The 24,763-nt window shown below is 44.4% G+C and carries 16 protein-coding genes and 1 tRNA gene; 9 read left to right on the top strand and 8 right to left on the bottom strand.

All coding sequences use genetic code 11. The features are described from left to right. Window positions 1-284 precede the first annotated feature (284 nt). Window positions 285-2,369: a beta-galactosidase gene (locus FSB76_RS09150; RefSeq protein WP_225976460.1), complete on the bottom strand. Its 2,085-nt coding sequence runs from the start codon at window positions 2,367-2,369 to the stop codon at window positions 285-287. A gap of 232 nt (window positions 2,370-2,601) precedes the next feature. On the opposite strand from FSB76_RS09150, the gene FSB76_RS09145 reads away from it, so the two are divergent. The 3 genes from FSB76_RS09145 to FSB76_RS09135 all read left to right on the top strand — a co-directional run bounded on the left by FSB76_RS09145 (window position 2,602) and on the right by FSB76_RS09135 (window position 5,931). Further along, window positions 2,602-4,362: a family 43 glycosylhydrolase gene (locus FSB76_RS09145; RefSeq protein WP_225976459.1), complete on the top strand. Its 1,761-nt coding sequence runs from the start codon at window positions 2,602-2,604 to the stop codon at window positions 4,360-4,362. Between the two features lie 66 nt (window positions 4,363-4,428). Continuing rightward, complete coding sequence (locus tag FSB76_RS09140) at window positions 4,429-4,929, top strand: hypothetical protein (RefSeq protein WP_147053284.1); 501 nt, start codon at window positions 4,429-4,431, stop codon at window positions 4,927-4,929. A gap of 48 nt (window positions 4,930-4,977) precedes the next feature. After that, window positions 4,978-5,931 (top strand): acetyl-CoA carboxylase carboxyltransferase subunit alpha, encoded by a 954-nt coding sequence (locus FSB76_RS09135; protein ID WP_147053283.1) that lies wholly within the window; start codon window positions 4,978-4,980, stop codon window positions 5,929-5,931. Between the two features lie 378 nt (window positions 5,932-6,309). Here FSB76_RS09135 and FSB76_RS09130 read toward each other — a convergent pair whose 3' ends face one another. Then, on the bottom strand, window positions 6,310-9,447 hold the full coding sequence (locus FSB76_RS09130) for a glycosyltransferase family 117 protein (protein WP_147053282.1): 3,138 nt from the start codon (window positions 9,445-9,447) through the stop codon (window positions 6,310-6,312). Between the two features lie 212 nt (window positions 9,448-9,659). Between FSB76_RS09130 and FSB76_RS09125 the strand changes: the two genes are divergently transcribed. From FSB76_RS09125 to FSB76_RS09105, 5 genes are all read left to right on the top strand, one after another. Then, window positions 9,660-9,730: transfer RNA gene (locus tag FSB76_RS09125), tRNA-Gln, on the top strand. Between the two features lie 177 nt (window positions 9,731-9,907). After that, window positions 9,908-10,852, top strand: coding sequence for a ribose-phosphate pyrophosphokinase (locus FSB76_RS09120; protein WP_147053281.1), 945 nt, complete (start codon window positions 9,908-9,910; stop codon window positions 10,850-10,852). Between the two features lie 115 nt (window positions 10,853-10,967). Continuing rightward, window positions 10,968-11,552, top strand: coding sequence for a 50S ribosomal protein L25/general stress protein Ctc (locus FSB76_RS09115; protein ID WP_147053280.1), 585 nt, complete (start codon window positions 10,968-10,970; stop codon window positions 11,550-11,552). Between the two features lie 267 nt (window positions 11,553-11,819). Then, a complete protein-coding gene (locus tag FSB76_RS09110) occupies window positions 11,820-12,827 on the top strand; it encodes an aldo/keto reductase (RefSeq protein ID WP_147053279.1) in 1,008 nt (335 codons plus the stop codon). Between the two features lie 40 nt (window positions 12,828-12,867). Further along, window positions 12,868-13,338: an OsmC family protein gene (locus FSB76_RS09105; protein ID WP_147053278.1), complete on the top strand. Its 471-nt coding sequence runs from the start codon at window positions 12,868-12,870 to the stop codon at window positions 13,336-13,338. Window positions 13,339-13,501: 163 nt separating this feature from the next. On the opposite strand, the gene FSB76_RS09100 is transcribed toward FSB76_RS09105, so the two are convergent. Continuing rightward, window positions 13,502-13,858 carry a winged helix-turn-helix transcriptional regulator gene (locus FSB76_RS09100; RefSeq protein ID WP_147053277.1) on the bottom strand — a complete coding sequence of 119 codons (357 nt, stop codon included), beginning with the start codon at window positions 13,856-13,858 and terminating at the stop codon, window positions 13,502-13,504. A gap of 124 nt (window positions 13,859-13,982) precedes the next feature. Here FSB76_RS09100 and FSB76_RS09095 point away from each other — a divergent pair, with 124 nt between their 5' ends. Continuing rightward, window positions 13,983-14,735: an SDR family NAD(P)-dependent oxidoreductase gene (locus FSB76_RS09095; protein WP_147053276.1), complete on the top strand. Its 753-nt coding sequence runs from the start codon at window positions 13,983-13,985 to the stop codon at window positions 14,733-14,735. A gap of 142 nt (window positions 14,736-14,877) precedes the next feature. On the opposite strand, the gene FSB76_RS09090 is transcribed toward FSB76_RS09095, so the two are convergent. From FSB76_RS09090 to FSB76_RS09070, 5 genes are all read right to left on the bottom strand, one after another. Continuing rightward, window positions 14,878-16,251: an alpha-amylase family glycosyl hydrolase gene (locus tag FSB76_RS09090; RefSeq protein ID WP_158642870.1), complete on the bottom strand. Its 1,374-nt coding sequence runs from the start codon at window positions 16,249-16,251 to the stop codon at window positions 14,878-14,880. A 42-nt stretch (window positions 16,252-16,293) separates the two neighbouring features. Further along, on the bottom strand, window positions 16,294-18,747 hold the full coding sequence (locus FSB76_RS09085) for a glycoside hydrolase family 31 protein (protein WP_147053274.1): 2,454 nt from the start codon (window positions 18,745-18,747) through the stop codon (window positions 16,294-16,296). Between the two features lie 177 nt (window positions 18,748-18,924). Continuing rightward, complete coding sequence (locus FSB76_RS09080) at window positions 18,925-20,013, bottom strand: SusE domain-containing protein (RefSeq protein ID WP_147053273.1); 1,089 nt, start codon at window positions 20,011-20,013, stop codon at window positions 18,925-18,927. A gap of 14 nt (window positions 20,014-20,027) precedes the next feature. Then, complete coding sequence (locus FSB76_RS09075; RefSeq protein WP_147053272.1) at window positions 20,028-21,506, bottom strand: RagB/SusD family nutrient uptake outer membrane protein; 1,479 nt, start codon at window positions 21,504-21,506, stop codon at window positions 20,028-20,030. Between the two features lie 7 nt (window positions 21,507-21,513). Further along, on the bottom strand, window positions 21,514-24,471 hold the full coding sequence (locus FSB76_RS09070; protein ID WP_147053271.1) for a SusC/RagA family TonB-linked outer membrane protein: 2,958 nt from the start codon (window positions 24,469-24,471) through the stop codon (window positions 21,514-21,516). Window positions 24,472-24,763 lie beyond the last annotated feature (292 nt).

Here is a 24,763-nt window from a genome sequence, read left to right as displayed (position 1 = left end):
ACTTTTAAAAAAAAATTGTCCATCCTGAGTGGTAAAATTTAGCGAAATTCTGAAAGAGGGAATAACAATCAAAAATAAAAGACTGTCATCCTGAGGTACGAAGGATCTATTTACGAACTTTTCTATCGGGCATGCACGCTGATAGATCCTTCGTACCTCAGGATGACAGGAAAATTGGATATGTCATGAGGAGCGACGAAGTATGACGATCTTTATTTAACATATTTACTCCCCGTCAGAACTTCTCGAAATTTTACTATTCGGGATGACAATATGGAATACAATTAATTCACCTCCACAATCTTCATCCCCCACGGTTCCAACTGCATAGCCGAGTTACTGCTCACACTTGCTCCCGAAAATAACTCTTTCCCATTCCCATAAGGATATATAAAGTTTACTTCCTTATCCGAGTAATTAAAATAATAGTGTACCGTTTTACCGGCCTGGTTTACGCCATACTTGGTAATCAGCGGGAAAGCCAATTGCTGATCGGTACCCCAAAGGCCTGCTTTTTTAACCGCGTCAGCCAGTATTTTATCGGTAACGGCGCTTGTTGTAACGCAGCCAATGTAGGTTGCCAGGCCTTTGCCGTATGTGTTTTCGGTGATGGCGGCGTATTTGCCCCAAACCGGGTGGTCGTAATAGGCCAGTACCTTTGCAGTGGTAGGGGTGATGAGTTCCATCCAGGTATTCAATTTTTTATCTTCAGGTTTCAGGTTAAAATCATCGCCTTTAAGGCCAACGTTTTCGGGTACGGTAAACTGGCTGTAGTAAATCCCCAACGCCTCGTTAATAATGCCCGGCTGGTGGGTTGTGCGCACTTTAACATTTTCGTCGCTGAAGCCGCTTTTAAAGGTGTAGATGATGTGCCCACCATTTTTTACGTAACGGTTAAGTCGTTGTAATAAACTATCGGGTGCGGCATACAAAACCGGTACCACCAGTAATTTATAGTTTTCGATGTTCAGGCTCGTAGGGTCAACAAAATCGCAGCCTACGTTCATGTGGTATAGGCCATCATACAGTTGGCGGAGCACCTCATTATAGCCTGTGCGCACACCCCATCCAAAACCAAAAGCTTTAAAGCCCGTAAGTGCCTCGTTGCTGAATAATATGGCTACATCGTTTTTCTTTTTCAGGTTAATCAGTTTCGGGCTTAACCGGTCAAAATCCTTACCGATAGTTTTAGCCTCATTATAAACCGGGTTGGGTTCAAAATCATGGCTTAACAATCCTTTCCAATAAGTTTCGGCCGAGTTGTGGATGGAGTGCCATGGCCAGTATCCAACCATGTTGGCGCCCGATGCCAGGTGGCTAAAGGCCTGCAATCTTAACTGGCCCGGGTAAGGTGTCCATTGGGCAAACCCTTGTGCTTCGGTTTCTATGGTCAAATAGTTTTTACCGCCCTTCATGGAGCGGGTAAGGTCGCCGCCAAAAGAAATCTCGGCGCCTGTAAGCTTATCCTGGCTGGGGTGATAAATATCTATTCCCGCTATATCCATTACCTTGGCAGCCGCAAAATGATCAACATCAGGCTGGATACCGAAAGATGAGCCGCGCCAGTCAAGGTCAAAGTTTTGGGTAATAAATTGGTCGGGGCGTTTGTATTCGCGCACAATGGCCGCTTGCCAGCCTAAATATTGTGTAACCACCTGGCGCTGAAACTTGGCAAACTCAGATGATAAACTACCATTAATGGTGTTATTCATCGATGGGAAATCTTCCCAGGCGTTAATGCGGTTGCTCCAGTAATCCAGCCCGAAAATATGATTGATATTATCAAGCGTTTTATATTTGGCCTGCATGTATTTTACAAACAGCGCCTGCACATTTGGGCCCGATGTACCGTATGATTTGGTTTCGTTATCAACCTGGTAACCAATAACCGCGGGGTTATCTTTCACATGCTCCATTATCTTGCGGATCACCCGCTCGGCATACATCCTGAAATCGGTATTGGTGATATCCATATTTTGCCTTGGCCCGTATTGGTTTTGGCCCGATGGCGTAATGGCTAATATTTCGGGATGCTTTCTGGCCATCCAGGTGGGTATAGCATAAGTAGGCGTGCCAACAATTACTTTGATGCCGCCTTTTTGCATGGCCGCCAGCATCCTGTCTATATGGGTAAAATCAAAAACACCATCCTGCGGTTCAACGGTGCTCCAGGTCGATTCGGCAATGCGCACTACATTTATACCCGCTTCCTTCATCATCTGCACATCTTTTTCAAGGCGCTCATAAGGCATATACTCATCATAATAGGCTACGCCGTAAAGCAGCTTATCCATTTTGGGATATTGCGCAAATGAAGCGGCGCAAAAACATAATTGCACAATGAAAAGCAGTAGGTATTTCTTTTTCATAAAACTGGATTTTGGTACAAATTGGTTTCGGGCATGAATCTACAAATTAATTGTGTTTTTAACACATAATAATAAAAAGTTTACGCTTTTAAACATTGCTTGCCGGGGTTAGGCAAGCTTTTAGCCAAACCGGGTGCTTTTGTGCAGTAAATGTAGTAGTAAGTCATCTTTTAATTGTTGTTTAAAAACAGATATTAGCATCCTGTTATTACCTATATAAACCAGTGCATATATGATGAAGATAGCTGCCCGTATTTTACTGATACTATTGCTTTACTTTTTCCTGCGGGATGCCAACGCGCAAACCAAAAGGTTAACTTATTGCAACCCGCTAAACCTCGATTATGGCTATACCCCCTTTGATAGTTTTGCAGGCTGGGGCAAACACCGCGCCACTGCCGACCCAACCATGACCTTATTTAAAGGCAAATATTACCTGTTTAGCACCAACCAGTTTGGTTACTGGTGGAGCGATGATATGCTGAACTGGAATTTTGTATACCGCAAATTTGTACGCCCCTACAACCAGGTTGCCGGCGATGAGCTTTGCGCGCCTGCAACATTAGTTTTAGGCGATACCTTGCTGGTAATTGGATCAACCTATAATAAGGATTTTACGCTGTGGATGAGTACCAACCCTACCAAAGATGACTGGAAAGCGGCTAAAGATTATTTTAAAGTAGGCGCCTGGGACCCCGGTATGTTTGCCGATGATGATGGCCGGGTTTACATTTATCATGGCTCCAGTAATACCCTGCCGCTTTACGGACAGGAGATTGACCGTAAAACATTTGAGCCTATCGGCCCCAAAAAAGAAATGGTTAAGCTGGATCCAGAAAAGCATGGCTGGGAACGTTTTGGCGAGCACAATGATAACGTGTTTTTGCTGCCCTTTATTGAAGGCTCGTGGATGAACAAACACAACGGTAAATACTACCTGCAATTTGGCGCGCCCGGCACCGAACAAAGCGGCTATGGCGATGGCGTTTTTGTGGGCGATAAGCCGCTTGGCCCATTCACCTATCAAAAGCATAATCCATTTTCGTACAAGCCCGGCGGCTTTGCAAAAGGAGCAGGGCACGGGGCAACCTGGGCCGATAAGTTTGGTAACTACTGGCATATCAGCACCATGGGGATTTCGGTAAAAAATAACTTTGAACGCCGTATTGGCTTTTGGCCCGCAGGTTTTGATAAAGATGGAACGCTGTACTGCAACACCGCTTACGGCGATTATCCTCAATATTTGGCCACTGGTGCCGAAGACCACCTGCAAAGCAACTTTACAGGATGGATGCTGTTAAACTTCAATAAACCGGTAGAAGTATCATCAACCCTGGGCGCTTATTACGCCAATAATGCGGTTGACGAGGATATTAAAACCTATTGGAGCGCCAAAACTGCCAGCAAAGGCGAATGGTTTAAAACTGACCTGGGCGAAACCAGTACCATCAACGCAGTGCAAATTAACTATGCCGACCAGGATGCCACGTTTATGGGCAAATCATTAGGCGTTTATCATCAGTATATAGTTTATTCGTCGGCAGATGGAAAAACATGGAAACCTTTGATTGACAAAAGCCAAAACAAAAAAGATGTACCACATGATTATATCGAACTAAAAACACCTGTGAAAGCGCGTTACCTGAAAATGGTAAACCTGCATATGCCAACAGGAAAGTTTGCGTTATCGGGCTTCCGGGTGTTTGGTAAAGGAGTTGGCGCAAAACCCGATACTGCTCAAAACCTGATTGTACTGCGTGGCGATAGCGAGCGCCGTAACTCGTGGCTTAAATGGAAACCCAATGATAACGCCACGGGCTACACTATTTATTTTGGCATAGCGCCCGATAAACTGTACAACAACATGATGGTGTACGGCAAAAACGAGTTTTATTTTAGCGGGATGGATAGGGATTTACCTTACTATTTCCAGATAGAGGCTTTTAATGAAAACGGGATTTCGGCGAGGACAAAGGTGGTAAAGGTGGAATGATACAGCATTTTTCAAAATGCTTATTGATATGGCCTGATAGTTGCGGCTTTTTTGTAAACTGCACCTATGCTGAAAACAATACCTGTATTTATAATTTTCCTGTTTATTTATAGTGGAATTGCCGCGCAGACGCCCGATAGCACCCTAAAGAAATCGCCGGTTAAAACTTTAACCGATACGCAGTATACGGCATTGTTGAAAGGGGAGGATATTTATAATATGCCACCGGTGGCGCTGCTAAATCATTATCCAACGCCAGATGTGGCTATACAGTTTAAAAAAGAGGCCGGCCTTAGCCCTGCACAAATTGCTAAGATTGAAGCTATAGCTAAAGAGCTGAAACGCAAGCGAATTGAAATGGGCGGATTTATTGTTACCAATGAAAAGAAGCTGGATGATTTGCTTAGTAAAGGAACCGACGAAGGCAGCATCATTTTTTATGGAAACCGGTCGGGATTATACTACGGCGAACTGCGGGATGCTATTTTGGTTGCCTGCTACAATACCTGGAAACTGCTATCGCCGGCGCAGATAAAAAAGCTGGAAACTTTGCAAAATCATAATTGATAGATTTGCCAATTGATTTGTTTAATTTAGCGGCCCCAAATAAAGTGTATGAAAATAACTTTTGATTTTGAAAAACCCCTTGCCGAGCTGATGCAGCAGATTGAAAAGGTGAAGCAGGTTGAAGATAAAAATAAGCTTGATATGTCGGCAACTATTGCCGAACTGGAAGCAAAATTGGAAAGCACCAAAAAAGAAATATACGGCAACCTTACCGGCTGGCAAAAAGTACAAATTTCCCGTCACCCCGAAAGGCCATATACTTTGCAATATATTGAGCTGATGTGCGATGATTTTATTGAATTGCACGGCGACCGTACAGTTGGCGATGATAAAGCCATCATTGGTGGTTTTGGAACATTAAATGGCCAAACAGTGATGTTTATAGGCCAGCAAAAAGGCCGTAACACCAAAGAGCGCCAGTACCGCAACTTTGGTATGGCTAACCCCGAAGGCTACCGCAAGGCCCTCAGGCTGATGAAAATGGCCGAGAAATTTAACAAACCCGTTGTTACCTTAATTGATACACCCGGAGCTTTCCCCGGCCTGGAAGCCGAAGAACGCGGACAGGGCGAAGCCATTGCCCGTAACCTGTTAGAAATGTCGGTACTTAAAGTGCCTATCATCTGTGTTATCATCGGCGAAGGTGCATCTGGCGGCGCATTAGGTATAGGTATTGGCGATAAAGTAATGATGTTGGATAATTCCTGGTATTCGGTAATATCGCCGGAGAACTGCTCAACCATCCTTTGGAAAACCTGGGAAAATAAAGAACGTGCTGCGGAAGTGTTAAAACTGACATCTACAGAAATGCTAAAAAACAAACTGATAGATGGCGTTATTAAAGAGCCCCTTGGCGGTGCCCACCAGGATCCGGTAGCTATGGCTGCCACGCTTAAAAAGCAATTACTAAAAGATCTTAAAATCCTCAAAGAAAAAGACGTTACCGAACTGGTTAACGAGCGCATCGAAAAATTCTGCGCAATGGGTGTAGTAAATGACTAAGGATTCCCTGATTTGAATGATATACCAAAAAAAGCGGCGATTGCCGCTTTTTTTGTTTTGCCCTTTTGCTCAGTTCACGATTGCTTCGTGCTTTATAATGATTTGCTTGTAGGTGCCTGATTATCAGCATAGAATATCCGTCATTGCGAGGTACGAAGCAATCCCCGACATGCTAAGTCCCACATAGTTCGGGATTGCTTCGTACCTCGCAATGACGGTAATTTAGGACATTCGTTTAACTATATCCGTTGCACGTCATAATCTTTTTTTTTAGGTTTCACCTGATGGATACTTGCAATGAAATGGCTTTACCACTTCCATCGACTGTATGGCGCATCCTAATCAAAAGTCTTAACTCTTGATTCTTGACTCTTAATTCTATTTCCCCGCACCCATGCCCAATTTTTTCTCGTAATCTTTAAACTGCGCATCAAATTTGGCGTTCAGTTGTGGCTGTTTGTAGTTTTTGGTGAATTCTACCAAGCCATTCAGCATGGACATGGAGTATTGGATATCGCGGCTCTCCAGCGTGGTGTCGCCGCTTTGCAGCAGTGTTAAATTATAAGCAAGCAGGTTGGTTACGTAGGCGTCAACCAGGTTGGCCAGTTTGTTGGCCATCTGCGTTTCGCCAAGGCGATAGGCCGTTTCTATCAGGTAATATTTGCGGATGGCTATCTCGGTATTCGGGATGGTTTCCGGCATTACCTCGTCGTATTTTTTTAAGGCATTTTTAGCCAGGTCGGGTTTTCCTTCCTTCAGCAGGTTATCGGCCAGGCTGGAGTATAACCTCGATATCAGCGGGTAAAACATCGTGTTTGATTCATGATCAAGGTAGCTGGCCGTTTTCATGTTACCCCATTTGTATTGGGTCATCATGTTATGGTACATTACCGGGGTGTTAATCAAATCGGCCGCGTTTGCAGCAGTATCTGCTTTTAATGGCATCAGGCGGTTTGCAAAACCTTCGCTATATAAGTATTTGCCAAGGCCTATCAGGTTTTCATCGGGTACGGTAGTGGCAAAGTAAATTGGCCTTTTCCAGTTATTGTGGGCCAAAATATCCATCATGGCCAAAATATCCTTCGTTACATACTTGCCGTTAAATGTCCAGTCCATCTCTGGCGTTATCTGATCTTTTTGAGCAGCAGGTACCGTTCCGGTTTTCACCACATCGTCTGCATTAACCGTTATTTTGAATTTTTTGGTTGGTAAGTAGTTGCCCAGCTCACCATTACCATATTCGGCCATCGCCTCCTTTTGGTCCGAAGTAATAAAATCAAAAACATCCTTTAACTCAGTTGAGCCAGGTAGGTTTTTATCGCTTAAATAAACCACATCGCGTACACCTGCTTTAAATTTATCGTCGGGCATAGTTATGGGCAAAGGCTCAGATTCATTCATTTTATGTTTCATGCCACGGATATACCAATCGGTACCAAGCAAGCTTAAATTTACAATGCGTACATCGGGCCTTACATTTTCAACTTCCTGTATATACCAAAGCGGGTAGGTGTCATTATCGGCATAAGTAAACAAAATAGCATTTGGCGCACAGGAATTAAGGTAATTATAGGCCATATCATGCGGCGTAAGCTTGGTCGACCGGTTATGATCATCCCACTCCTGGCTGGCCATTAATACCGGGGCGGCTGACAGGCAAGCCAGCGTGGCAATAATACCGCTGGTTTTGGCATTAACCACTTTCCTCAAAAGCTCGGCTACACCCATAACGCCAAGTCCTATCCATATTGCAAAAGCATAAAATGATCCTGCGTAGGCATAGTCGCGTTCACGTGGCTGTAAGGGGTCCTGGTTTAGATAAAGTACAATGGCTAAACCGGTAAAAAAGAATAGTACTAATACAACACCGGCATTTCGCTGGTCGTTTTTAAAATGGAAAAATAAGCCTACAAGGCCAATTATTAATGGTAAAAAGAACAAGCGGTTATAGCTTTTGCTTTGGGTAACCTCCGCAGGCAATGGCTTGTTAAAATTCCAGCCGCTTATCCAGTTGCCATCGGCACCGCTGTTGCTGGTTTGCCCGTCAAGATCATTGGTACGACCAACAAAATTCCACAGAAAATAGCGGGTATACATCTGGTTAACCTGCCAGGTACCAAAGAAGCCCAGGTTGGTAGCAAATGTTGGATGTTCGCCATCGGCCAGCTTGCTCCATGCACGGTAAAACTGCGCATGGCCTCCCTTATCGCTAAACATCCGAGGGAAAATGGTATTACGATCATAAACTGTTGTCAGTTTTTTTCCTGCAACTTCGTACTGAGTTTTACCGCGGCGGTAAATTTTAGCGCCTTCGGTTTGTTCGGTCGGGGTCGAATCAAAAAACTGACCGTATAATAAAGGAGTATCGCCATACTGATCGCGGTTTAAGTAACTGTTGAGTGCAAAAGCATCCTGCGGGTCGCTGTTATTCAGGTTAGGGTCGGCCTTGGCGCGTACTACTATCATTACAAATGAACTGTAGCCAAACAGGATGAACAACAGGCATACAAAAAAGCTGTTGAGGGCAAAGCGTTTTTCGCGAATTTTAATCACGTACTCCAGCAGTGCCAAAATACCTATGCCGATAACTGCGCCAATAATGCCCGTGCTGATACCCAGGGCTAATATAAAACACACCGCCGATGCTATGATAGCGGGCTGCGATTGTTTAATAGTATAATAAATGCCAAAAGCAATGGTGCCTATAAGTAAAACAAAAAACGCGATAGCGCCGCTGCCAAAGCCCATACCCAGGGTGTTTACAAAAAGCAAATCGGAAAAGGCGGCGCCTTTAACGGTAAACTGGATAACGCCCCATAACACAAACGCTACCGATACCACGCCCGCAAAAAAAGCCAGTAGCGTACCCTGGGCGGTTATGGCTTTTGCTTTGCGGAAATAGATCACTAAAGCTATTGCTGGTATTACCAGCAGGTTTAACAGGTGAATACCTATTGACAAGCCCATGATATAGGCAATAAACACAATCCAGCGGTTGGCGTTGGGTTCATCGGCATGGGCATCCCATTTTAATATGGCCCAAAAAACGATGGCTGTACATAAAGATGATTGTGCATAAACTTCAGATTCAACTGCCGAAAACCAAAACGTATCTGACCATGCATAGGCCAAAGCACCAACCAAACCCGAACCAATAATAATGATGAGGCTGGCGATATTAATATCTTCGGCTTTTTTTACCAGTATTTTTTTGGCAAGCGCGGTAACAGTCCAAAATAAAAACAGGATAGTTGCGCCGCTGGCCAGCGCCGATGCCATATTGGCCCAGTAGGCTACCTTGGTATTATCGCCCATAGATAACAGCGTAAATACTTTACCTATCATGGTAAACAAAGGTGCTCCTGGCTGGTGGGCTACCTGCAGCCTGAAAATACAGGCTATAAATTCGCCGCAGTCCCAAAAGCTGGCCGATGGTTCAAGCGTTAAAACGTAGGTAACAGTAGCGATAACAAAGGCTATCCAGCCAAAAATATTGTTGATCTTATTGTAGTTCATGTCAGGTACTTTCGTATAGCAAAAGGCTTATTTGAGCCGAAATTAGCAAAAAACTATTATGATGCCGAAATCAAACGCCTTGCGTTAACTCTTTTTAATCATTTTTAGCTGTAAAACAGGCTTGTAAATACTTTTTTCAAATTCTGTTTTGAGAGTTAAAAAATCGTCTTATATTTGCATTCCTTTTCGGAGAGTAAAACATCCAGGGAGATTGCCTGATAGTATAATGGTAGTACGACGGTTTTTGGTACCGTTTGTCTAGGTTCGAATCCTGGTCGGGCAACAAGAGAATTTCGGATTTCGTATTTTCAATTTCGGATTTAGATTCGGGAGAAAAAATGAAATCCGAATTGTATTTTAGGACGTTATCAACACGGCTAATAGTTTTATGATGTAGCGCTAAGCAACTGAAAATTAAACAAATCCGAAATAAAACATCCGAAATCCAAAATCAAAAAAAATGCCATTACAATTTAATCCGGTTAAATTATTTGCAGGTTCGGGCTCAAAAGCACTGGCGCAAAAAATTGCTGAAGCCTATGGCCGCGAATTGGGCGATGTAGTACTTTCACGTTTTAGTGATGGCGAATTTCAACCACATTTTAATGAAACTGTTAGGGGATGCGATGTATTCCTGATACAAAGTACACACCAGCCTACCGATAACCTGATGGAATTGCTAATGATGATTGATGCCGCCCGCCGTGCATCATCGCATTATGTAAACGCGGTTATCCCGTATTTTGGTTTGGCACGTCAGGACAGGAAAGATAAACCCCGTGTAGCTATTAGCGCTAAGCTGGTAGCCAATTTGCTGGTTGCAGCCGGTATTAACCGCATCATGACCATGGATTTGCACGCAGCGCAAATACAGGGATTTTTTGATGTTCCGGTTGATCACCTGGATGCATCTATCATTTTTGTGCCATACATTAAAAGCCTTGGCCTTGGTAATTTAACCATTGCATCGCCGGATATGGGTGGCTCATACCGGGCACGCAGTTTTGCTAAGTTTTTTAATGCCGAGGTTGTAATTTGCGACAAACGCCGTAAACGTGCCAACGAAATTGAATCAATGACGTTGATTGGCGACGTAACCGACCAGGACATTGTGTTGATTGATGATATTTGCGATACCGCCGGTACATTGGCCAAAGCAGCAGGCCTAATTATGGAACGTGGTGCACGCAGCGTACGCGCGGTTTGTACTCACCCCGTATTATCTGGTAAAGCTTACGAAACTATCGAAAACTCGGTATTAACCGAACTGATAGTTACTGATACTATACCGTTGAAGCATCAAAGCCCTAAAATTAAGGTACTGTCAACTGCCGAGCTGTTTGCCAAAGCGATAAGCAATGTAAACGAACACGGTTCGATAAGCCAGTTGTTTAGGGTAGATTAATTAGTCCATAGCTGATGGTCGATGGTCCATGGCGATGAACGTACATTGAATGAATAAAAGCAAATCCATAGTTTATTGACCTTGGACTTAACAATAAATAATAAAATAAAAAACAATGAAATCAATTGCTATTAGCGGTTCTCCAAGAGAGAACGTAGGGAAAAGAGACGCTAAAGAACTGCGTTATCAGGGCTTAGTGCCTGCAGTACTTTACGGTGGGCCAACCCAAACCCACTTTTCAGTGTCCGCAGCTGATTTGAGAGCCGTAGTTTACACTCCGGTTGTTCATTTCATCGATCTTGACGTTGCTGGTGTTAAATCACAGGCTATTATTAAAGATTTGCAGTTTCACCCTTTAACTGAACAAATTATCCACGTAGACTTTTTGTTGCTTGACGAGAAAAAGCCTATCTCTATCGAAATCCCTGTTAAATTAACCGGAACTTCGCCAGGTGTTAAAGTGGGTGGTAAATTAGTTCAAAAACTAAGGAAACTGCGCATCAAAGCATTACCTAAAGATCATTTAGATGCTATTGAAGTAAGCATCGCTGCTTTGGAAGTTGGTAAATCAGTAAAAGTGGCCGAAATTAAATTGCCAAACTTAACTATTACCAATGCACAGGAAGATACTATCGTATCTGTAACCACTTCACGTGCATTACGTCAGGCTGAGCAGGAAGCTGCTTCAGGTAAAAAATAATTTTTATCTCCTGATAAAAAAACGCGGTTGGGCTTTGCCTGACCGCGTTTTTTTTTGCAAGGATTTTAACGGTGCACTATCGTACTTAAATCAACGGCTATTACCCTTGTGTAGAAAGTAAGAAACAAACAAACATTACTTTAGACTCTCGACTAAAGACTTTTTGACTTAACACCAGCTGTTTGAATTTTGTAATATTTGGTTTGATACTTATAACCGCAGCGCTAACTGTTGTATTACATTTGTAGTAACAAAAACATAATACCTATGGAATACAGAAATTTAGGGAACACCGGCGAAAAATTATCAGCAATTGGCTTAGGCTGTATGGGGATGAGTTTTGCCTATGGCCCGATAGATAACGATGAATCATTAGCTACGCTTAACCTTGCGCTCGACCTGGGCATTAACTTTTGGGATACTGCGGATATGTATGCCAACGGGAAAAATGAAGAGCTTATAGCCAAAGTACTAAAACAAAACCGCGACAAAGTATTTATAGCAACCAAATTTGGTTTCAGGGTGCGGGATGTAAACGCCCCTTATGCCGGTAGCGGCACCTCGAATGTTTATTTCGATGCTTCGCCGGCTTACATGAAAACCGCGGTTGAGCAAAGTCTCAAACGATTAAATATCGATACCATCGATTTATACTACGCGCATCGCATAGATCCTAATGTACCTGTGGAGGAAATGGTTGGAGCAATGGCCGAATTAGTTAAGGAAGGCAAGGTACGTTACCTTGGTTTATCAGAAGCATCGGCTGCAAGCATCCGTAAAGCACACGCTGTGCACCCCATTGCTGCCCTGCAAAGCGAATATTCATTGCTTACCCGAGATGTAGAGAACGAAATACTACCGGTACTGCGCGAACTAAATATTTCATTGGTGCCTTATAGCCCGCTATCGCGCGGCCTGGTAACCAATACCTTAAATAAAGAAGGACTTGCCGATGGCGATTTCCGTAAAACACTGCCCCGTTTTAGCGAGGACAACTGGGACAATAACCAAAAACTGGCCCATGAATTTGCTACCCTGGCGCAGCAAAAAAATGTTGCACCTGCACAATTAGCTTTAGGTTGGGTATTGGCACAGGGCGATGATATTATCCCTATCCCTGGCACCAAAAAGCGCAAATATTTACAGGAAAACGCAGGAGCTGTTGATGTGAAATTATCGGCTGCGGATTTGCAGGAGATTGATGATCTGTTAAAAAAATATCCTGATACCGGCCAGCGTTACTATGAGGCATCTTTAAAAATGACCAATCTGTAATTTTATTTAGTGGTGTTTATTTTTATGGTGATATTAGATTATGAAAGATCATCACTATAAAACCACCATCACCTGGACAGGCAATACCGGCGCCGGAACCAAAGATTATAGATCATATGAACGTGCCCACACCATCAGCATTGATGGTAAGCAGGATATTTCAGGCTCATCAGATCCAAATTTCAGGGGGGATAAATCCCGTTATAGCCCCGAAGACCTGTTGCTTGCATCGATAGCTACCTGCCACATGCTGTGGTACCTGCACTTATGTTCGGCGGCGGGCGTGGTGGTAACCGCGTATGAAGATAGGGCAGAAGGTACGATGGTTGAAACCAGCGATGGCGGCGGCTATTTTACCGAAGTAATATTAAAGCCGGTAATCACCCTTAAAGAAGCCACTATGGAGGTAAGGGCAGATGAACTGCACCACGAGGCTAATAAATTATGCTTTATAGCCAACTCTGTTAAATTCCCGGTTTTGCACCAGGCGGAGTATAGGGTAGAGGGCTGAGGTAAATTGCGTTTGGCTTCTTAATGAAAAGGCTCCTACCTGTGTAATAAATAAAAAGATGGAGGAATATTTAAATTCCCGGCGTGTTGGTTTGAAATACCGGGATCCGGAAATTATGCCAGGCTCAATTTTTTGACAAGCTTTAGTTGTAGATTCCGGTTATTTATTCCTTGTTTGCTAATAATTCATTTTGCAATTGTTTTTTACCCCAATTGTGTAAATGCTCTATAAACGGGATTAGTTCCCGTCCTGTTTCGCTCACCGAATATTCTACTTTGGGCGGCACTTCGTGATACATTTTCCGTGTTATTAATTTATCGTCTTCCAATTCCCTTAAAGTTTGCGTGAGCATTTTGGTGGTAATATCGGGCAACGTACGGGTTAGCTCGCCGTAACGCAGTACAGCTTTTGAATGTAAATACCATAAAATCCTCGCCTTATATTTTCCGCCGATGCGTTTAAACGCATATTCAACGCCACAATTCTGGATTTGCTCAGGGATTTCGCGTTTGTTTTTCATTTTTTTATATGTAAATTATTGATAATCAATAATAGATACTTTTTGGTATGTAAGATACAAATAAGTACATACTTGCCAAAAGTATACAAATATATTAGTATTGCAGCTCATTAAAAGCAATAAAATGGACTTAAAGTTAAAAGATAAAGTTGCGGTGGTTACCGGTGCATCAAAAGGAATTGGTGCCGGAATTGCAAAAGCATTTGCAAAAGCGGGTGCAAAAGTTGTGGTCAATTATGCATCGGCGAAGGCGGACGCAGATAAAGTAGTTGATGAAATAACAAAAGATGGTGGCACTGCCATCGCTGTTCAGGGTAACATAACACTATCGGCAGATGTGAAAAGGTTGTTTACCGAAACAAAAACTGCGTTTGGCGGGCTGGATATCCTGGTGAATAATGCAGGCGTTTTTACTTTTGAGCCTTTAGAGGCCGTTACCGAAGATAGTTTTCATGCACAATATAACACACATGTGCTGGGTAACTTATTGTGTACCCAAGGCGCGGTTGCGCTATTTGGCCAGGAGGGTGGCAGTATCATAAACATCAGCTCGACAGTAAGCCAAAATCCCATACCTGGCCTGGTGGTATATTGCGCGGCAAAAGCGGCCGTTGATACCATGACAAAGCTACTGGCCAAAGAGTTGGGCGGGCGGAAAATAAGGGTTAATACTATTGCACCCGGCGTTACAGAAACGGAAGGAACGCGCACTGCGGGTATAATTGGCGGCGATTTGGAGAAACAAATGATTGCTAACACGCCACTGGGGCGCACCGGTCAGCCGGAGGATATTGCAAAAGTTGCGGTATTCCTGGCTTCTGACGATGCAGGTTGGGTAACAGGCGAAAGGATAACTGTCGCCGGCGGGTTGTTGTAAAATTCAGGAACAGCTTTTTCTATCTCCGGTCAGAGGAAAAAATCCCCTTTAAAAAGTAAATCACCGCATCGCGCGGTGATTTACAAACCCAAAAGGGATCAGAGACCAAGCTGCCCCTTTGATATAAAAAGTAAACAAGAAACTATTTTTTTAGCGCCAGGTATTGATATGGCTGAATAGTAAGCTGGGCACCTAAAGTAATATTTGTTTTGGTGAAGCCGTTTGTCCAGGTAGTACCTTGCAGGGCTGCCGGAACAGCGTAAGTAACGCTGCTGTTTTTTGAATTTACCAGTACCAATACATCATCCGCTGCCGTCTTTTTCTCGAAGGATACAATATCATTATCGTTATAAGCGGTTAGTGTTCCCGTTTTAACAGCTTCGTGTGCCTGGCGGAAGGCGATAATCTTTTTGTATTCGGCAATCATATCGGGGTTAGCCGTATAATCTACCGGTACATTGTTAAAGAAATTTATGGAATTTGGATAGCCAACTTCCTGGCTACTGTATATTAATGGCACGCCATCCATATACGCTGCCAATACAAATGCGGCCAATGCACCTTGCTTGCCTTTATATTCGCTGATGGTGCTGCCATCTGACGATGCATTATCATGGTTGGTTATGTACCTTAACTTAATTCCATTGGCCGGTAACGAAGCTTTTTCGGCAGTGTTTGTTGAGAATAGGGCCGATGGGCTGGATGTACCTGCAAATAGGTTTTTAAGCGTACCGTAATAGCTGAAAGCAAAATTCATCTGGAAACCCGCGCTTATTTCGGGACCTTTGGTGCCCTCGGCTAAATAGATCAGTTTATGGGTGGTAATTTTATTTAAAGTATCTATTGCCTGTACCCAGAAATCATTGGGGATATTATCGGCAAAATCGCAGCGATAGCCATCGATATTGGCAGTATACACCCAGTATTTCATGGCCTTGATCATGGCGGCACGCATGCTGGTGTTGTTGTAATTCAAAGCGGCAACATCAGAGTAGTTTGTGCCTGGCGGAATAATGATATTACCCGATGCATCCTGCTGGTACCAGTCTTTATTCTGAATCCATGCATTATCCCATGAGGTGTGGTTAGCTACCCAATCCAATATAACGGCTATGCCCAGCGTATGTGCTTTGGCAACATAAGCCCGCAAGTCATCCAGTGTGCCAAAATCGGAGTTTACTGCCGTATAATCTTTAACTGCATAGGGCGATCCTGAAGCTTTCAAAACGCCTACCGGGTAGGTTGGCATTAGCCATACCACGTTAACGCCAAGCGCTTTGATAGAATCTAAGCGGGCCATGGCGCTACTTAAGCCAACCGGCGAATAGGTTTTTAAATTCACCTCGTACATTACGATATCCTTAGTTGCCGGTACGCCGCTAAAAGGGGTACCGTATTGTGCTGGGTCGGTATTGCTTGGGGGTGGGATGGTGCCGCCGTCATCTGTTGTTGGCGATTTTTTGCCACAGCCCAGTAGCGAGCCTATCAGCATTATAAATAGAATTAAACTGTTCATCTGTTTTTTTTTGTTACTCATGATCATACTCACACTTCCTTTTTAATAATTTATCTGGATGTTATTTGGCGCATTACTGATGGTTACCGTTTTAACAGGGCTGCTATCGGGCCTGTTTATGCTCCCTTGCGGGTCGGTATTTGCTGCGGCACCTAAAAACGCGATGCTGCTATCCTGTAGCTTTAAATTGCGGTTGCCTGCTTTAACTGATGTTGATTGTTCAAAGCCGTGCAGCATCAGCCTGATGTATTTAAAATTGGTTTTAAAGTTCCCTTCTGCCTTATCAAATGTGATGGTTTTTTTATCGGGATCAAAACTGATGGTACGTTTATAAAAATCACCTTTCTGGTAGCCGAAGCTTTTGCCATCATCTTCGTAATACACAAAATGATTGGCCTTGCTGCCTTTGTAAACATGTACGGCAAGGGTATCGGTAGGTAGTTCGGCTGTTGATTGGGTAAGGGACTGCATAGGGATAATGCTGCCACCTTTTACATAAACCGGCAGTTTGCTAACCGTTAGCGGGATAGTTACTTCCTGTGCACCTTTTTGTTGGGCCCCGGTATATAAATCATACCAGTTGCCTTCGGGAAAATATACTTTGCCAAAAGCCGCGGTGCTTTCAAAAGGAGCAACCATAAAGCCGTTACCAAACTCGTATTGGTTTTGGTAAGTGGCGTCCATTACTTTTGGGTCAAAAGTATAATTGATAGCCAATGACCTCATTATAGGCAAACCGTTTTGAGTCGACTCATAAAAGCTGGAGTATAAATAAGGCATTAACTGGTAGCGCAAGCTGATATAGTTTCGTGCAATGTCCAGCACATCCTCGCCAAAAGCCCATGGCTCGGCGGCGCGGCTGTTCAAGGCCGTGTGGTTACGATAGTAGGGGATAAATGCGCCAAGCTCAATCCAGCGTGTATACAAGGAGGTGGTGGGGTTGCCGGTAAACCCGCCAATATCCATCCCCGTAAACGATACGCCGCTTAGGCCAAGGCTATTCATTAAACGCACGCCTAACAACATGTGGTCTTCCTCGGCACGGTTATCGCCTGTCCAAATGGCCGAGTAGCGCTGCAGGCCTGCATAGCCTGAGCGGCTCAGTATAAAAGGCCGCTCTTTAAAATGTTCCAGCGCGCCTTCGTAGCTGGAGCGTACCATTTCTAATCCATACACGTTATGTGCCTGTAAATGGGTGGTTGGGTGGCCATCATAATCAAACAAAACATTATCGGGCATTTTTTGGCCCCAGGTAGATATTTCGTTCATGTCATTCCAAATACCGCTCACGCCCGATTTTGCGAAGAAATCGACCTGGTTACGCCACCATGCGCGGCCTTTATCGCTGGTAAAATCGGTAAAGTTGCACCAGCCCGGCCACACCTGGCCTGTGTATGGCGTGCCATCGGGGTATTTAATATAAACGTCTTGTTTCAGGCCGCTTTCATAAGCAGGGGCGCCTTTTTCAACCTTAATTCCCGGGTCTACAATAACCGTAAGCTTCAGGTTCATTTTGTTGAGCGCATCGGTCATTTTTACAGGTTCGGGAAAGCGGCTTTTGTTCCAGGTGAATAGCTGGTACCTGTCCATGTAATGGATATCTAAAGTAATACCATCAGCAGGGATGCGCTTTTCGCGCAGGGTTTGGGCTATGCGCATTACCTCGGCTTCGGGGTAATAGCTGTACCTGTTTTGTTGGTAACCTAAAGCCCATTTTGGCGGTAAAGGCATACGCCCGGTAAGCCAGGTGTAAGAGGCTATAATATCTGCCATTTTTTTATGGTAGATAAAATAATAGTTCATTTCGCCGCCATGCGCGCCGAATGATGAGAAACGGTTATTGCTGGCGCCAAAGTTAAAATCGCTTTGGTAGGTATTATCCATAAAAATACCATAGTTTAACCCATGGTGAATGCCTGCATAAAAAGGGATAGTAGAGTAAAGCGGATCGGCCATGGTACTGTAGCCATATACATCGGAGTTCCAGTTGGTATAGGCATTGCCTTTTCGGTCAAGGTTGCCGGTTTTTTCGCCAAGGCCTACAAAATGCTCATCCTCCTGCATTTTTTTATAGGTAGTTACCGCATCGTTTACCCAGGATGTGGTTAAACCAGGCTCGTCCTGGTTAATTATTTGGCCATCGATTGTATAAAACGTTACGCTAAAAGGTTTTTTTTGAATTACCGCTTTTAATGAATCGGTGCTGATATCAATCTCATTATCCGTTTGGCTGATCTGCACTTTTACAGCCTGCGCTTTGCCAACCACGGCGTACGAAAAATCGGCACCCAATACCTTTTTATCCAACCGCACCCGAATGATGGATGGGCTGTAAACAGATACGCTGCCGTAAGCATTGGTTGTTTTTAAAGAAACTTCCTGTTGCCCTATGGTAGCGGTTTCGATATTGCCGGGTGTTACTACCGGCGATTGCGCCATAGCACATGGCAAGTTTAAAACGCAGGCAAATAAAAGTGTGATCGTAGTAAATTTCATGTATAAATAAGGGTGATGAATAGTTATTGGGGCAGGCGGTCTGTTGTAAAAATCAGGAGCCCGGCAACCCCGGTTACTCCTGAAAATCAACTAATGCACACATGTAAAACCCGTTAACATACGCAAAGTATATTTAAAAAGGCATTGTGTAAGGCAGCAAACGCGCTGCCTTACCGGTTAATTTTTCTTTAACTTAAAGTTGTAATTGTTTGGATCATGCAGATCCAGTGTAATGGTATAATTACCATTTGACGGTACAGTTAGGTTGCCTAACGAGCCGTTGTACGGTAATGCAGGGTTATCGGCATACTGAATTTTGCCATCTGCTGTGATACCAAAATCAATAGCCCACTGGTTATTAGCCCTGAATTTGAACGATCCGCTTGAAACCATGTTGGCAGTAACCGTCCACACCTGTTTAGCCGGATCGTAAGTCATTTGGGTATCCGTGCTCCAGCCGCCTGGCGTGGCATCGCCAATTATTCCCCAGGTAACCAGGGTGTATGACCAGGTAAGGGTTTGTGGGTTAGCAACCAGTTCATAAACACCCGGGCCAGGCAAAACCAGATCGCCTTTGGTGCCATCGGTGGTTAATAAGCCGGGGCCGCCATCGCCGTAGTTAATGTGGTTCCAATCGGGCGCGCTGGTAAACTTAAAGTGATAGCTGCCGCCTGCAGGCTCATAAATATAACCTTCATAAATGTTAGGTACCGATGCCGCTACAGTTCCCGCAGTGCCCGGCGACCAGCCCTGGTAATCGCCCGGAAGGTATAATACCGGGTAATTGTTGCTTGGCGGCAGGATAATTTTATACGGGCTGATAGTTAATGTTACCGCTTTTGAATAAGCATTCCTATCCTGGTAGGCCTGCACCCTGAACACCATTTTGCCCACTTCATTTGGCGTAACGCCTAAGGCAAGGGCCAGGGTGTTTAAATCGCTGCCTTTGTAGGTTTTGGTCAGCACATCGGTTCCAATTAATACCGATGTAGCGTTTTGCCAGGCGGTTGCGCCTACGGTATCGGCAGGCAAATCGGCCTGCAGGGTGTAGGTTACGTGCGATTTGTAAGGGTAAACTACCGCAGGCCAGGTAAAGGTAATTACCGACTGATCGTCGGTTGTAGCAGACAAGGTGACTGTGGTTGTTGAGGCCGTCATGTTACCCGTGAAGGCAACCGGTTTAAGCGTGGTCAACTCCGCCTGCTTATGGCAGGCAACGGTCATGAAGGCCATCGCTGCAAATGTTAAGTTGATTATTTTTTTCATCACTTTATGAATAATTAATAACCTGGATTTTGTTTCAACGTGGTATTGGCGTTAAGCGCTTCAGTCGGTATCGGGAACAGCATCCTGTAGGCAGGTGTAGTTTGAACAAAACCGTGTGGCAGCAAAAATTTGCCAAACCTGATCATGTCCTGCCTGCGGTGGCCTTCCATGTTCAATTCAAATCCACGCTCATCGTAAATGTTATCTAACGTAGGTGCTGCAATATCGCTAAGACCGGCACGCTCCCTTACCTGGTTCAGGAATGGGGCTGCGGCTGTAACGTTGCCTAAGCGTACATTACACTCGGCCTGCATCAGCAGTACATCGGCATAACGGTAAACCGGGAAATCGTTTGATTCGCCGCTGCCGTCAGATGGTTTTACAGGGAAGAATTTATCGTCGCGGATACCCTCGTTAGGGCCTGCACCCGGGTCTATCAATGATGATACTTCTTTGGTATACGTAATACCGCCGGCCTGCGCGCCAACCAGGAATTGCTTTTTACGTACGTCGGTATTATCAAACTTATCATAATACTCTGACGGGATGATGGTGCCATTCCAGCCTGCAAAGCCTATAAGCGCCACACCATTGGGGCTGTTTAAGCTCCGGATGGTGTAAATGTTACCGCTGATAACGTTTTGCGTAATGTATAAGGCAAAAATGGTTTCGTCGTTAGGGCATACATCGCCAAAAAGGTCATAATAGGTGTTCCCCAGCGGTGCTGTTGTGCTTGCACCGGCGGCATGTAATGTAAAACCGCCTGATGCTACTTTGCTGGCTGCTGCCAAAGCTTCGGCCCAATGTGGGGTGCCAGTATAAACCTGGGCATTTAAGTAAACCTTGGCCAGTACCATGTAACCAGCCCATTTGTTAAAACGCCCATAATAAGCGCCGCCGCGTGTTTCAGAAAGTAAATCAACATTGGCTTTAAGCTCGTTTACCACAAAGTTGTAAACATCGGCACGTTTTGCCTGCGGTATTTTTGAAACGTTGGTATTGTTGTCGGTGTAAAACGGCACATCGCCAAAATCATCTATCAACAGGTAATAGATCCAGGCACGCATCACTTTGGCCTCGGCAATTTTTGCCGGATCGGCTTTGGCTGATGTAAGCTGGGCTATGGCCAGGTTGGCGCTGTAAATTGTAGAGTAAGCCCAGTTCCAGGTATTGTTGATGATACCCAGGTTTGGCAATTCGGTACGGGTATACAGTTGGGCAAAGTCAAGCTGCCAGTCGCCGGTGTTACGGTGCGGTATTACCTGCTCATCTGACGAGAAGCTATTTAAATCGTACCAGCAATTATCGCGGCCGGCGTAGTTAGATCCCCAGCTGCCGGTAATTTTTGAGTACACATTGGCCAAAGCATCATCGGCACCCGCCGCGGTTGAATAAAACTGGTCAGCCGTATATTTGTCATACACATGCTCATTAACCTTGGTACAGCTTGCGGCAAGGCTAATAATACAAATACTGATTAATATTTTTTTCATAATCAAATTATTTTAGAATAACATTTAAACCTAAAGAAAAGGTCCTGGTGCGCGGATAGGTACCGTAGTCGCCGCCTGATGAGCTGTCGCCACTCACGTTCACTTCAGGATCAAGGCCTTTGTATTTGGTTATAATGGCAAGGTTTTGGCCGGTTACAGATAAGCGTAAAGCGCTGATGTATTTTACTTTGGCCAGGTTAAACCTGTATCCTAACGAAAGATTTTCCCACCTTAAATACGATCCGCTCTCCAACCAAAGGTCAGACCCATAAGGCGACGATTGAATGCCTAAAGGCACCGCGCTGGTAAGCACGTTTGATTTTCCCAGGTTTTCTAAAAGGCTTAAATCCTGGCGAAGGCCGTTATAGATTTTGTTACCGCCCGATCCGCGCCAAACCATTGATGCATCAAAGTTTTTGTAGCTAAAGCTTGGCGTAAAGGCATAGGTATATTTGGGCAGCGATTGGCCTTCTTCATACCTGTCTTTACTTTGCGACCCCTGGTCGATAGTACCGTTTTTATCACGGTCAACAACGGTTTCGGCGCTGTTGGCATCTTTGCCCAGGTGTTTTAAAATAAGGAAAGTGCCCACAGGCTTGCCTACAACAAGGTAAGCGTTTGGTCCCCAGCCAACATAGTTGGTAGGTACATCAAAGCCTTGTATGTTGCCGCCTAATTTAAGTACCTTGCTTTGCAGTAATGACCCGTTTGCAGCAAGCGTAAGTGTCATATCCTGGCTTTTTATCACCATATAGCTTAAAGAAAGCTCAACACCTTGCGAGCGCAGGCTACCTACGTTTGCTAAAATGTTGTTCACAAAAAACTGGCCTACAACGGGTACGGTGTAGTGGTATAACAAATTATCGGTAGTAGCCCTGTATACATCAAAGGTACCATTCAGCCTATCGTTAAACATCGAAAAATCGAAACCGGCATTGGCCTGCTTACGGGTTTCCCACTTTAAGTTAGGATTGGCATTTTGTGTATAAAAATAGTTGGGAATGGTTGACCCGCCGAAGAACACCGAACCAGCCTGGCCTACCAAGGCAATAGAGTTTTGCGGGGTAATGCCTTGTTGGTTACCGGTAACGCCATAACCCACACGCAACTTAAAGCTGCTGAACAGGGTTTGGTTTTTCATGAAATCTTCCTGGTCAACCCGCCATGCAAGCGCTGCCGACGGGAAGTTACCCCATTTGTTGTTAACCCCAAACACGGTTGAACCATCGCGCCTGATACTGGCGGTTAACAGGTACTTGTTGTTGTACGAGTAATGGATCTGGCCGATGTAGGAAATAAGCCTCCTGTCGTTTTTGTACGATGAAATATCGCCCTGTAAAACTTTTGAGATATCGCCCAGCTGCAAAGCGTTGTAAGTAGCAAAATCGTTCACAAAACCTCGGCCCTGTGCAAAACTGCCGTTATAGGTTTGTGCCTGCCACTCGTAAATAGCCGATGCATCAAAATGGCTTAACCCAAATTCATGTTTGTAGCTCAGGCTGATGTCCATCAGTTTTTCGTCAACATGGTTGTTGCTGATGTTGGCGATGCCTTTGTTATCAATAGCGGTAGCTATGGTTGATGCTACAGGTGCATAATAACCTGTATTGGTATCAGATTTTCTCCAGCTGCCAAACCATCCGGCAGATATACCTTTGTAAATATCCAGATCGCCTCTTAAACTGGTGAACAGGTTGTTGGTGTTCACGTCGTTTTTAAGCGTTTTTGCAACTGCGTAAGGGTTGATGTACTGGAACACATTAGGATCGGAGTAGTATGATCCATCGGTATTAAATACAGGGTCGGTAGGCCTCGAGATGTACGTATTGCTGATCAGGTTTGAAGTAAATGCTGCCCGGCCGATGCCGATAGGGCTGTAAACATCATTGTTGATGCCGCTATTTACATTCATGGTCAGGGTTAACTTGTCGTCAAGCGCTTTTTGTGTAGCGGTAATACGGCCTATATATTTTTTATAGTTGGAATTGATAACAATACCGGTTTGTGTAATGGCACTTACCGATGCACGGTAGTTAAAGCCATTGGTACCGCCACCAAAAGCAAGATTATGGTTTTGCGTAACGCCGTTTTGGGTAAGCAGGTTAAACCAGTCGGTATTTGAACCGTGGTTTGCAGATACATCCACACCCTGTTTTTCGGCTTGTGCAGTCCATTGCGCGGCGTTTAGTTCCTGCAACTTGTGTGCAATCACGTCCAGCGAGCTATTTTCGGTATACTCAACACTGCTTTTGCCGGCGGCGGTTTTCCTGGTAGTAATCAGGATAACACCAGGCGCGCCGCGCGAACCGTAAATAGCGGTAGCCGACGCATCTTTAAGGATGTCTATTGATGCAATTTCACTCGGCGGCACCTGGTTTAGCAGGTCCATATTGCCTTGAATGCCGTCAACAACAACCAAAGGGTCATTACCACCTTGTAACGATGTTAAACCGCGAATGCGCACCGTTGGGGCCACACCGGGTTCGCTGCCTACCTGGGTAATGTTTACGCCCGCTGCTTTGCCGGCAAGTTGCTGTAATGGGTTGGTAACCGAGCCCGGATTAAGATCTTTAGCACCGATGGTTGCAACAGCGCCAGTTAAATCAGATTTTTTAACCGTTCCGTAACCCATAACCACTACTTCGGTTAAGGCTTTAGATGAGGGAACTAACTGAAAAGTGGGATTTTCGTTGGCTTTAATTACCCGCTCCAACACATCGTAGCCAACAAAAGTAACCTGCACGGTTAATACCTGTTGCGTATCGCCCGTAAGCGAAAACATACCATTGGCATCTGTTACTGTTGTTTGAGATGCACCCTTAACGTGCACTGTGGCGCCAGGCAATGGCTGGTTAAGATCATCAACCACTTTGCCCCTGAAAGCACCTTTTTGAGCAAACGAAGCTATCGCCGAGATTAAAAGGAGCACAGTCAGGCCGTACTTAAATAAGTAAACTTTTTTCATGTAAAATTGGTTTTAAAAATTGGTTTTTGCAGATGTACCATAGCTGGCAAATCCGAATCAAATAAAAGGAGGGAATTTTGGCTAATCAATAGCCTGAAAGCTCAATATAGAAAATACAGGCGGAATAATATTGTTAACTATTTGATTGTTAGTTATTTGTATTGTACTTTTAAAGGCTGTAATATAGATTTAATATAGGGCGATATAGATGTGTTTTGAGGGGAGCTGACGATAAGAAGACAACGATTGGTGAGGATATTATTAAGCCACCGTCATTGCGAGGTACGAAGCA

This window comes from Mucilaginibacter ginsenosidivorax, assembly GCF_007971525.1.
Lineage (GTDB): Bacteria > Bacteroidota > Bacteroidia > Sphingobacteriales > Sphingobacteriaceae > Mucilaginibacter > Mucilaginibacter ginsenosidivorax.
Note: the sequence above shows the minus strand (reverse complement) of the source record. Positions and strands in the feature narration are given on the sequence as shown.

Coding starts and splice junctions, on each gene's coding strand:
- FSB76_RS09150 (WP_225976460.1), bottom strand. CDS start 2,369: ATGAAAAAGAAATACCTACTGCTTTTCATTGTGCAATTATGTTTTTGC.
- FSB76_RS09145 (WP_225976459.1), top strand. CDS start 2,602: ATGATGAAGATAGCTGCCCGTATTTTACTGATACTATTGCTTTACTTT.
- FSB76_RS09140 (WP_147053284.1), top strand. CDS start 4,429: ATGCTGAAAACAATACCTGTATTTATAATTTTCCTGTTTATTTATAGT.
- FSB76_RS09135 (WP_147053283.1), top strand. CDS start 4,978: ATGAAAATAACTTTTGATTTTGAAAAACCCCTTGCCGAGCTGATGCAG.
- FSB76_RS09130 (WP_147053282.1), bottom strand. CDS start 9,447: ATGAACTACAATAAGATCAACAATATTTTTGGCTGGATAGCCTTTGTT.
- FSB76_RS09120 (WP_147053281.1), top strand. CDS start 9,908: ATGCCATTACAATTTAATCCGGTTAAATTATTTGCAGGTTCGGGCTCA.
- FSB76_RS09115 (WP_147053280.1), top strand. CDS start 10,968: ATGAAATCAATTGCTATTAGCGGTTCTCCAAGAGAGAACGTAGGGAAA.
- FSB76_RS09110 (WP_147053279.1), top strand. CDS start 11,820: ATGGAATACAGAAATTTAGGGAACACCGGCGAAAAATTATCAGCAATT.
- FSB76_RS09105 (WP_147053278.1), top strand. CDS start 12,868: ATGAAAGATCATCACTATAAAACCACCATCACCTGGACAGGCAATACC.
- FSB76_RS09100 (WP_147053277.1), bottom strand. CDS start 13,858: ATGAAAAACAAACGCGAAATCCCTGAGCAAATCCAGAATTGTGGCGTT.
- FSB76_RS09095 (WP_147053276.1), top strand. CDS start 13,983: ATGGACTTAAAGTTAAAAGATAAAGTTGCGGTGGTTACCGGTGCATCA.
- FSB76_RS09090 (WP_158642870.1), bottom strand. CDS start 16,251: ATGAACAGTTTAATTCTATTTATAATGCTGATAGGCTCGCTACTGGGC.
- FSB76_RS09085 (WP_147053274.1), bottom strand. CDS start 18,747: ATGAAATTTACTACGATCACACTTTTATTTGCCTGCGTTTTAAACTTG.
- FSB76_RS09080 (WP_147053273.1), bottom strand. CDS start 20,013: ATGAAAAAAATAATCAACTTAACATTTGCAGCGATGGCCTTCATGACC.
- FSB76_RS09075 (WP_147053272.1), bottom strand. CDS start 21,506: ATGAAAAAAATATTAATCAGTATTTGTATTATTAGCCTTGCCGCAAGC.
- FSB76_RS09070 (WP_147053271.1), bottom strand. CDS start 24,471: ATGAAAAAAGTTTACTTATTTAAGTACGGCCTGACTGTGCTCCTTTTA.